The 10,731-nt window shown below is 62.6% G+C and carries 9 protein-coding genes; 6 read left to right on the forward strand and 3 right to left on the reverse strand.

All coding sequences use genetic code 11. From position 1 onward, the window contains the following. The first annotated feature begins 47 nt into the window (after positions 1–47). From NPX02_RS13260 to panP, 6 genes are all read left to right on the forward strand, one after another. On the forward strand, positions 48–698 hold the full coding sequence (locus NPX02_RS13260) for a class I SAM-dependent methyltransferase (protein ID WP_260294185.1): 651 nt from the start codon (positions 48–50) through the stop codon (positions 696–698). Positions 699–817: 119 nt separating this feature from the next. Further along, positions 818–1,933, forward strand: coding sequence for a methyl-accepting chemotaxis protein (locus NPX02_RS13265; protein WP_260294187.1), 1,116 nt, complete (start codon positions 818–820; stop codon positions 1,931–1,933). A gap of 11 nt (positions 1,934–1,944) precedes the next feature. Further along, positions 1,945–2,430: a hypothetical protein gene (locus NPX02_RS13270; RefSeq protein ID WP_260294189.1), complete on the forward strand. Its 486-nt coding sequence runs from the start codon at positions 1,945–1,947 to the stop codon at positions 2,428–2,430. Next, positions 2,421–2,954, forward strand: coding sequence for an EAL domain-containing protein (locus NPX02_RS13275; protein WP_260294191.1), 534 nt, complete (start codon positions 2,421–2,423; stop codon positions 2,952–2,954). Before NPX02_RS13270 ends, NPX02_RS13275 begins: the two co-directional genes overlap by 10 nt. An 8-nt stretch (positions 2,955–2,962) precedes the next feature. After that, positions 2,963–3,307, forward strand: coding sequence for an EAL domain-containing protein (locus NPX02_RS13280; protein WP_260294193.1), 345 nt, complete (start codon positions 2,963–2,965; stop codon positions 3,305–3,307). A gap of 77 nt (positions 3,308–3,384) precedes the next feature. After that, positions 3,385–5,046: a pyridoxal-dependent aspartate 1-decarboxylase PanP gene (gene panP / locus NPX02_RS13285; RefSeq protein WP_260294196.1), complete on the forward strand. Its 1,662-nt coding sequence runs from the start codon at positions 3,385–3,387 to the stop codon at positions 5,044–5,046. Between the two features lie 257 nt (positions 5,047–5,303). Here panP and NPX02_RS13290 read toward each other — a convergent pair whose 3' ends face one another. The 3 genes from NPX02_RS13290 to NPX02_RS13300 all read right to left on the reverse strand — a co-directional run bounded on the left by NPX02_RS13290 (position 5,304) and on the right by NPX02_RS13300 (position 10,727). Then, entirely contained in the window at positions 5,304–6,299 is a 996-nt protein-coding gene (locus NPX02_RS13290; protein ID WP_260294198.1) for a glucokinase, read from the reverse strand. A gap of 10 nt (positions 6,300–6,309) precedes the next feature. Beyond that, positions 6,310–7,971, reverse strand: a complete 1,662-nt coding sequence (gene pgi, locus NPX02_RS13295; RefSeq protein WP_260294200.1) for a glucose-6-phosphate isomerase — start codon at positions 7,969–7,971, stop codon at positions 6,310–6,312. Between the two features lie 257 nt (positions 7,972–8,228). Further along, positions 8,229–10,727, reverse strand: coding sequence for a glycogen/starch/alpha-glucan phosphorylase (locus NPX02_RS13300; RefSeq protein ID WP_260294202.1), 2,499 nt, complete (start codon positions 10,725–10,727; stop codon positions 8,229–8,231). Positions 10,728–10,731: the final 4 nt, after the last annotated feature.

Here is a 10,731-nt window from a genome sequence, read left to right on the forward strand (position 1 = left end):
ATAGCCCAGGTTAATCGTGCGTTTTAACCCGAACCTGGCGATTATTCATGACTTCGATGCGCGTACGCTACCAGACCATAGAGTTTGGCGATCTGGACATCCATCTGCGCACCCTGCGCGACCGCCAGCAGTTTCACGATAAGGACGGTGCAGCGGAGCAGTTGGGCATCTCTTCCGCCCTGTGGCCGCTGTTCGGCGTGGTCTGGGACTCCAGTGAGGTGCTTGCCCACCACATGCTCGATTACCGAATTGGCGGTAAGCGGATTCTTGAAGTGGGTTGTGGCATTGCCCTGGCCAGCCTGGTACTGAACCACCGGCTGGCGGATATCACCGCCACCGACTATCACCCGGAAGCGGGGAAGTTCCTGGCAAAAAATGTGCAGCTGAACGCGGGCAACGCGATCCCCTTCGTGCGCACCGCCTGGGAAGACGAGGCCAGCGACCTGGGCGAATTCGATCTGCTCATCGGCAGTGACCTGCTGTATGAGCGCTCCCATGCCGAGTTATTGTCCGGTTTCATCGATCAGCATGCCAAGCCCCATTGCGAGGTGGTGCTGGTCGATCCGGGACGCGGCAATCACGCCCGCTTCAGCAAACACATGGTAAATCGGGGCTACACCCACAGCCAGGAGCCGCCGGAAAATCCGGACTATCTGGCCCAGCCGTTTCGCGGCCAGATCCTCAGTTACAGTCGCTAGGAGCCTGTCGGACTTGTCCGATCGTAGCGGGGGAAAGCCGGATTTATAAGTTGCATTTAATATACCTATTAAATTAGGATAACCCCATCAACCACGCTGCCATTGATGAGGAGTGATCCATGAGTCTATTCGCGCCCCTGCTCTCCCGGGTGACCGGAAACGGAAACACCCCGTCGCCCGCCCAACTGATGGAATATGAACTGCAGCAGCTGCGCGACGAGCTGGCAACCAGCCGTCACCAGGCCGCTGAACAGCAGCGCCTGGCCGAGCAGCGGCAAGACGCCCTGCAGGCGGAGCGGGAGGCCCGGGCCCACTACGAGGCGGAGCTGCTGTCGCTGTCGCTGCGCATGCGCCGGATGCGCAAATCCTTCGAATGGCTGGACGAGAACCTGCTAAAAAGCAGCTCTGCCATCGGCCAGGCGGTGGTGGTCTCCCACGGTGCCCGCGAGCGCATTGAACAGCTCGCCAGCGAGCTGACCGGCCTGACCCGGCTGCAGGGCCAGCAGCTCTCCACCTTCGAGGGCCTGTTCAGCGAGATCCGCCAGATCTCCGCCATCGTCGGCAATATCAGCAAGATCGCCGAACAGACCAACCTGCTCTCCCTGAACGCCGCCATCGAGGCGGCACGGGCGGGCGATCACGGCCGCGGCTTCACTATTGTCGCCGGCGAGGTGCGCACCCTCTCCGCCACCACCGGGGCCTCGGCGAAGGAGGCCGACGGCTTCCTCAAGGGGCTGGCCAGCACCTCCACCGAACTGGGGGAGATCAATCGCACCCTGTCGGCCAATGTGGATAACATCGCCCAGGGTACCGTCAGCACCCTGGATGACCTGGGTGCCCAGCTGCAGCGGATCAGCGCCACCCAGGCGGACCTGGAGAGCGCCAACTGGCGCTCCAAGCTGGAGCTGGCGATGATCGACGAGACCTTCCTGCGCAACGACATCATCAGCTATGTCAGCAATCCCGCCGGAGAGCGCCTCACCGACATCCCCTCCTCGCGGGAGTGCGGCATCGGCAAGTGGTACTACGCCGATGAGATCCGCCAGCGGTTCCGCGGCGACCGCCTGTTCCTGGCCCTGGAGGAGCCCCACGACCGGGTCCACCGGCATGCCGAGCGCGCCGTGGCGCTGACCGACCAGGGCGAGCGCGCAGGCGCCAAGGAGCAGATCGGCCTGATGGAGGCGCAATACCTGATCGTCGAGCGGCTGCTGCTCGATCTGGTGGCCAAGGGCTAAGGGGGGCAGCTATGGAACGTCCCCTGGTCTGCAAACATCTGACCGCCTCGCTCACCGGCCCCGAGCACCTGGCGGCATGGTCGCAGGTACTGCTGCGGCATCATCAGGATATCCAGACGGAGATCGAACAGGTGGCCACGCTGCTGGCGCAGCCGCTCTGCCACCTGCATCGCATCGAGGCGCGGCTCCGGCGCCTGAGCCGCGCGGTGTTGATGCATCTGGAACTGGAGGCCTGTTTTCTCGATCCGGCGGTGCGCGAGGTGTCGGGCTCCGGAGGCGCGAAACTGCAGGCCCTGCGCGACGGCTACGAGAGCCTGCGGCGCGCCGTCATGGCGACCGCCGACTTCCTGCAGCGCGAGAAACTGAGCCACCCGAGCCTGACCCTCAGCACCGAACAACAGCACGCGATCACCCGCCTGATGGACGAGATCCGTGCCCGACTGCGGGCCGAGGACCGGGATTACCAACAGTTCCGCGAGGGTCGAACATGCACATGAATCTGCGCCTGGGCGGGCACAACCTGGTACTCACCTGGCACCAGCAGGGACTGGTGGCCGGCGCCCTGAACGGCCTGTATGGGCGGGAGATCCTGACCCGGGCCCACTGTGCCGAGAGCGGCGAGCCGGTAGCGCCGCAGCGCCTGTTTTCCCTACTGAAGACGGCGCCGCAACGCCTGCTGGAACTGACCGCGCGGCAGATCCGGCAGGTCATGGCCGTGGACGCCCAGTGGCAGCTCGACGGCTCGCTCTGGTTCAACCTGGCCGGTGAGCTGCTTGAGGATGAGCGGCTGTTCGAGACACTCCTGGAAGCCACCCTGCTAGCGCTGCCAACCGCCCAGCGTCAACGCCTGGTGCTGGAGGTGGCCGAGGACGCGCTGGACAGCAGCCTGATCCTGGAGCGGGCGCACACCCTGCGCCGCCACGGCTTTCTCGTGGCCATGGACGACTTCGGCGCCGGCTACTCCAATCTCGGGCGTCTGCAGGAGGGGGATTCGATATCATCAAGCTCGATCTGGGGCTGATCCGGGACGTGCCGGAGCGGATCTGGGCGGCCAACTTCTATCGCGAAGTGGTCGATCTGGCGGCCTCCAGCGGCAGCCTGGTGGTGGCCGAGGGGATCGAGCGCCAGACCCAGTCCGACTTCGTGCGCTGGGCCGGGGTCGACATCATCCAGGGTTTTCTGTACTCCCGGCCGCAACCGCTGCTGGCTGAAAGCAACGGCGGGATGCCTCGCCGGTCGACGACTTCCGCTCACGCAATGGCTGATCCGGGGCCTGGAGAATACCCAATCATTTCAACCGATACCAATTCCATATTTTCTCAGTCTAAACATAGGGATGGTCGGCATCTAGCGGACCTGACCAATGATGCGTAGCAGCAAAAAATACTCGACAGGGGGCGAATCAGGCTCTACATTCATCCCCTGGCAATCAGCAGAGTGTTCCAATAGCGATGATGACCCCAGGCAAAGCGAGTGACCATAAACACGCGGTCGCCAATCTCCATAACCTTTACCGGATCTTCACCGTACCGGAATCACCCGACTCCACGCTGGGCAAGATCGACCAGGAGATCTCCCAGAACCTGACCGGCTTTCTGCGTGATCGCATCGTGGCCACGGAACAGGATCTGGCGGTCATCGAGCAGGACTTCTCCTCGCCGCGAATCCCCGAACAGCCCAGCTTCGTCTCCGACTATACCGAGTTCCTGCTGGACACCCTGGTGGCCCAGTCGGTGCATACCGCCGCCCCCGGTTTCGTCGGCCACATGACCTCCGCGCTGCCCAGCTTCATGCTGCCGCTGTCGCGCATCATGACGGCACTGAACCAGAATCTGGTCAAGATCGAGACCTCCAAGGCGTTCACCCCGCTGGAGCGGCAGGTGCTGGGCATGCTGCACGCCCTGATCTACAGCAACGACGATGCCTATTACCAGCGCTGGATGCACGACCGCGACAGCGCCCTGGGGGCCTTCTGCTCCGGCGGCACCCTGGCCAACATCACCGCGCTCTGGGTGGCGCGCAACAAGCTGTTCCCGGCCACCGAGGGTTTCCGCGGGATCGCCCGGGAGGGCTTCTACAAGGCGCTCAAACACTACCAGTGTGAAGGGGTGGCGGTACTGATCTCGCAACGCGGCCACTACTCCTTCGGCAAGGCGGCGGATCTGCTGGGGATCGGCCGGGACGCCATCATCGCCATCCCCACCGACCGGGACAACCGCATCGATATCGACCGGCTGCTGGAGACCTGCGACCACCTCCGGCAACAGCGCATCCGGATACTCAGCCTGGTGGGCATCGCCGGCACCACCGAAACTGGCAACGTGGACCCGCTGGAGCGGTTGGCGGATATCGCCGGGCAGGAGGGTTGCCATTTCCATGTCGACGCCGCCTGGGGAGGCCCCACCCTGTTCTCGGAGGCGCACAAGTCGCTGCTCAAGGGGATCGAGCGGGCCGACTCGGTAACCATAGACGCCCACAAGCAGCTCTATGTGCCGATGGGGGCCGGCATGGTGCTGTTCAAGAACCCCTGCTCGCTCACCAGTATCGAACACCATGCCGAGTACATCCTGCGCAAGGGCTCCAAGGATCTGGGTAGCCATACCCTGGAGGGGTCGCGTCCCGGTACCGCCATGCTGGTGCACTCGGCGCTCAATATCATCGGCCGCAAGGGCTACGGGCTGCTGATCGACAAGGGGATCGACATCGCCCGGACGTTCGCCACCATGATCGAGGACGATGCCGATTTTGAACTGGTCACCCGCCCGGAGCTGAACCTGCTCACTTACCGCTATGTGCCGGCCTGGGTACAGGCGGCGCTACGCAACGCCCCGGCGGAGCGGCGTACCGAGATCAACCGGCAACTCAATGCCCTGACCAAACAGATCCAGAAAAGCCAGCGTGCCGCCGGCAAGAGCTTCGTCTCCCGCACCCGGCTCTCACCGCTGCAGTACGACCTTGACACCATCACCGTGTTCCGGGTGGTGCTGGCCAATCCCCTGACCACCGCGGAGATCCTGCGCGAGATGCTGGCCGAGCAGAAACAGATCGCCACGGAGGATGAGCAGGCGGCGGCGATGCTGCACAGCATCGATGAGCTGATCGCCGGTACCTGAGCATCCGCGTGGGCACAAAAAACGTGCCCACTCTACCATCTACGGGCCGATGAACACCGGGTGGACGAACCCGTTCGTAGGGGCAGGCCCCCGTGCCTGCCCTTTCCCATCGACATCCGCCGCGCATGGGGTGCAAGGTCTGCCTGTCTGCTTGATGGGTTACGTCGTTCCCCCTCCACCCATCCTACGTTTTCAGCATCCACGTGGACAACAACTCCCAGGGGTCGGTGGGCCCGCCCCGCCCTATAGGTGGTGTTTCACTCGTGGCCGCCCTGCTGGCGGGCATAGGCCACGGCCCCGTCGAGGCCGGCGGTGCCGGAGTTGACCAGCGCCACCGTCAGCTGCTCCAGATAGTGCTGCATGGGCCCCTTGTTGCACAGGGCCCGGAGAAAGCGCGGGTCCCCCAGCAGCGGCTGCAGTACCGTCACCACGCCGCCGGCCAGGTAGATGGCATTGAGCGGAAAGTAGTGCAGCGCCACATCCCCCACCACCGCCCCGAGGATCTCGACAAAGCTGGCCAGGGCCCGGCAACAGAGCGGGTCATCGGCGGCCAGGGCGTGCCGGCTGATCAGCGGCGCCGGGTCCTCCAAACCCGCCATCTGCTCCCGCAGCCGGTCTGATTCGGGCTCCCCCAGGACGTCGCGGTAGAAACGGTAGAGAGTGAAGATGCCGCGCCCGGAGAGCAGCATCTCGACACTCACGTGGACATGCTGCTGATGCAGCCAGGCGAGCAGGCGCTCCTGCTCGGCCGTGGCCGGGGCGAATCCGGCGTGCCCCGCTTCGCTGCTGAAGGCCAGGTAGCGGTCGTCGCACCAGACCAGGTGCGCGGCCCCGAGACCGGTACCGACCCCCACCACCGCCGCATTCAGCGGGGCACCGGCGGTACCCTGTTGCAGTACCACCAGCGACTCCGGGGGCAGCCCGGGCACGGCATGGGCCACGGCGGCCAGGTCGTTGATCAGGAACACCGAGCGGGCGTTCAGCAGGGCGGCCAACGCGCCGGTGGATATCTCCCACGGCAGGTTGGTGATGGAAGCCCGGCCGTCGAACACCGGACCGGCGACGGCCAGGCAGACGGCGTCGAAGACCTTGGCGAGGCCCTGCTGCGCGAGGAACTCCTCGATTACCGGAATCAGTCCGCTGTAGCGGGCGCAGGCATAGCGCTCGATGCGTCTGATCGGACGCTGCGGATCGTCATCCACATAGATCAGACGCGCGTGGGTGCCACCGATATCACCAGCCAGTATTCTCATTCCATGCTCGTCAGGTCGGCGGTTTGTTCACCGGCCGATGCCGCTTGTAGTAGTTGATCAGGCCGTTGGTGGAACAGTCATGACTGGTAACCTCCTGCGCGTCATTCAGTTCCTGGCGAATGGTCGATGCCAGCTGCTTGCCCAGCTCCACCCCCCATTGATCGAAGGAGTTGATATTCCAGATCACCCCCTGGACGAATATCTTGTGCTCATACAGGACGATGAGCGAGCCCAGGGTCTTCGGGTCGAGGGTCTTGAACAGCAGGGTGCTGGTCGGTCGGTTGCCGGGAAACACCCGATAGGGCAACAGCCGCTCGATCTCCGCCGGATCCAGCCCTTTCTCGCCCATCTCCCGGCGCGCCTCCGCGGCCGTCTTGCCGCGCATCAGCGCCTCGGTCTGGGCGAACACATTGGACATCAGCGCCCGGTGATGGCGCTGGATGCAACGGACGGTATAGATGGGGGCCAGTATATCGGCCGGGACCAGCTTGGTTCCCTGATGCAGCAACTGGAAGAAGGCGTGTTGCGCGGCGATGCCGATCTCGCCGAACAGCACCGGGCCGGTGGAGTAGTCCACCGCCTGGCCGGAGCGGTCCACGCACTTGCCGTTGCTCTCCATGTCCGCCTGCTGCAGATAGGTGGGAAAACAGTGCAAGTGCTGGTCATAGGGGAGGATCGCCATGCTCTGGGCATTGAAGAAATTATTGTACCAGACCCCGAGCATGGCCATGATGACCGGGATGTTCCGCTCCAACGGGCTCTCCCGGAAGTGCACATCCACATCGCGTGCGCCTTCCAATAGCAGGTCGAACTGCCGGGAGCCGATGGCGATGACGATCGCCAGGCCGATGGCGGACCAGAGCGAGTAGCGTCCGCCGACCCAGTCCCAGATGCTGAAGATATTCTCCTCGGCAATACCGAACTCCCGGGCCAGCGTGGCATTGGAGGTGACCGCCGCGAAATGGCGTTGGATCTGCTCGTCCGATCCGACTTGGTGGATGAACCACTGGCGGGCCGTTTCGGCGTTGACCATGGTGTCCTGGGTGGTGAAGGTCTTGGACGAGATGATGAAGAAGGTGGTCTCCGGATTGAGAAATTCCAGCGCGTCATTGATGTGATTTTCATCCACGTTGGAGACGAAATGCACATCCAGATCGTGGAGCGTGTAGGGACGCAACGCCTCGGTGACCATCAGCGGCCCCAGATGCGAACCGCCGATGCCGATATTCACCACGTCGGTGATCGGCTGGTTGGTCACGCCGCGCCAGTCGCGGGTGCGGATCGCCTCCGCCAGCCGGTTGACGCGCTGCCGCTCATTGCGGATCTGGCTGACCACATCGACCCCGTCCAGGACGATCTTATCCTCCGCCCTGGCCCTTAACGCGGTATGCAGGACCGCCCGGTGCTCGGTGTGATTAATGGCATCGCCGCTGAACAGCCGTTCGATCCAGCGCGGCAGTTGCGCCTCCTCCGCCAGCTTCAGCAACAGCCCGAGAGTCTCGGCCGTTATATGATTCTTCGAGTAGTCATAAAGGATGTCGTTGAGCCGCAGCGAAAAGCGGTCGAACCGCTGCCGGTCGCTGTCGAACATATCGCGCATGTGTTGCCGGCGGACCTCCGCATAGTGACGCTTGAGTGCCAACCATACTTCCGTTTCGGTTAGATCTGACATATGCACCTCTTCCCTCTCAGCCCAGACAAATCCCCCTTGTTGCTGTTTTTTTAACGGGACGGTTCACCTCGGGGTTTGTTCAACCAGGACGTAGGATGGGTGGAGCGCCCCAATGAACGCTCCGCCAACTCCCGCTCCGGCGCGCAACCCATCGCGCACCCGCATCCGCATCCGCAGATGGGTTACGGCGCGCCCGACCACCGTGAACAGCCGTCAACAGGGGTGCCGCGCCTCCACCCATCCTACAGGCTGTTTTTTTAACGGGCCGGTTGATCCAGGGGTCTGGCCTGCAGTTTCCAGATCCCTTCATTGTATTCACTGATGGTCCTGTCGGTTGAAAAACCGCCGCTGCAGGCGGTATTGGAAATACTCATACCCACCCAGCGATTACGCTCCTGATAGGCCCGTGACACCTGCTCCTGGGCATCGATATAACTCCTGAAATCCGCCAGGGTCAGCCAGGGATCCTGCGGGTTCTCCAGGGAACCGACCACCTCGTCAAAGATATTCGACTCGAAGGTGCTGAAGTGGCCGCAGCGCAGCAGGTGCATCACCCGCCCCAGATCCTCATCCTGCCCGATCAGCCGGGCGGGGTCATAGTTGGCACCTGCCCTGTCGACCTCTTCGGCATTCAGGCCGAAGAGGAAATAGTTGTCCTCCCCCACTGCCTCCATGATCTCGATATTGGCCCCGTCGTAGGTGCCGATGGTGATGGCGCCATTCATCATGAACTTCATGTTGCCGGTGCCCGACGCCTCCTTGCCGGCGGTCGAGATCTGTTCGGAGAGATCCGTTCCAGGACAGATCACCTCCATTTTTGAAACACCATAATTGGGGATGAATGCCAGCTTGAGCAGACCATTCACCTGCGGGTCGTTGTTCACCACCTCCGCCACATTGTTGATCAGCTTGATGATGTTCTTGGCCATCCGGTAACCGGGAGCCGCCTTGCCGCCGATGAGGATACAGCGCCGGGTCCAGTGCCCGATATCGCCGCGCTTGATCCGGTCATACAGGTGAATCGCGTGCAGCACGTTCAACAGCTGGCGCTTGTATTCATGGATCCGCTTCACCTGTACGTCAAACAGCGCCTCGGTGTCGAAATCAACCTGGCAGTAGTGCCTCACCATATCCGCCAGGCGCTGCTTGTTGGCCTGCTTTACCTCATGCCAGCGCTGCCTGAAGTCGGCATCTTCCGCATACTCGCCGATCGCGGCGATCCTGGCGTAGTCATGCACCCAGTCGGGACCGATCTTCTCGGTGATCAACGCACTCATCCCGGGATTGGCATAGGCCACCCAGCGCCGCGGCGTCACCCCATTGGTCTTGTTATTGAATTTCTCCGGCCACAGTTCGTAGAAATCCCGGAACAGGCCACCGGTCAGCAGGCGGGAATGCAGGGCGGCCACCCCATTCACCGAGAAACTGCCGACAATGGCGAGATAGGCCATGCGCACCTGTTGGGTATCCCCCTCTTCAATAATGGACATCCGCTGCTGACGCTGCGTTTGTCCGGGCCACTTCATGGCGACCAAGCGCAGAAACCGGGCGTTGATCTCGAATATGATCTGCAACAGACGCGGCAGCAGGCTCTCGAACAGCGCCACCGGCCACTTCTCCAGCGCCTCGGGCAGCAGGGTGTGATTGGTGTAGGCCATGCAGTGGCTGGTGATCTCCCACGCCTGATCCCAGCCCAGCCCCTTTTCATCCATCAGCAGCCGCATCAGTTCGGCGACCGCGATGGTGGGGTGGGTGTCGTTGAGATGGAAGACATTCCGCTCCCGGAAGTGTTTATAATCCGGCCCCTCGGAGAGCTCCCACATCCGCAGTACATCCTGGAGGCTGGCCGAGGCGAGGAAATACTGCTGTTTCAGGCGCAGTTCCTTGCCGTTTTCACTCACGTCATTGGGATACAGCACCATGGTGATATGCTCGGCATTGGTCTTCGCCTCCAACGCTTCGGCATAGCTGCCCGCATTGAAATCGTCCAGATTGAAGTCGCTGGTGGCACTGGCCGACCACAGGCGCAGGGTATTGATGGTGTGGTTTTTATGGCCGGAGATCGGGACATCATACGGAATCGCCAGCACATCGGTGGTATCCACCCAGGCGCTGCGCCGCTTTCCCTGACTGTCGGTGACACCCTCCACCCGGCCGCCGAAGCGGATCAGGCTCTTGAACTCGGGGCGTTCAAGTTCCCAGGGGTTGCCATCGCGCAACCAGTGATCCGGCTCCTCCACCTGGAATCCGTTCTCGATCTCCTGCCTGAACATGCCGTACTGGTAGCGGATGCCATAGCCGATGACCGGCAACTGCAGGCAGGCACAACTGTCCATGAAGCAGGCGGCCAAGCGCCCCAGCCCGCCATTGCCCAGCCCGGCGTCCACCTCCTCCGACTTGATCTCTTCGAGATCCAGGGCCAACCGGTGCATCGCCTCCGCGGTTTCACTATCCAGTCCGAGATTGAGAATATGGTTGCCCAGCGACCGTCCGATCAGGAACTCGAGCGACAAATAATAGGCCCGCCTCACCCCCGGCTCATCATAGCGCCGCCAGGTATTGCGCCAGTCGGTCATGACCCGGTCGCGGATGGTAAGGGCCAACGCCTCGTATTCGTAGAATGGCACGCAGCCGATAAAGCGACCGAGATGCTGGGTCAGATAACGTTGAAAATCACCGGCAATGGCCTCGCTGTCGGAGGGCAGATTCTCGACCTCGAACAGCTCCTCATTGCATCCTTTCGGCACACTGGGCATGTCT

Origin of the sequence: Sedimenticola hydrogenitrophicus (assembly GCF_025175675.1) — a bacterium.
Lineage (GTDB): Bacteria > Pseudomonadota > Gammaproteobacteria > Chromatiales > Chromatiaceae > Sedimenticola > Sedimenticola hydrogenitrophicus.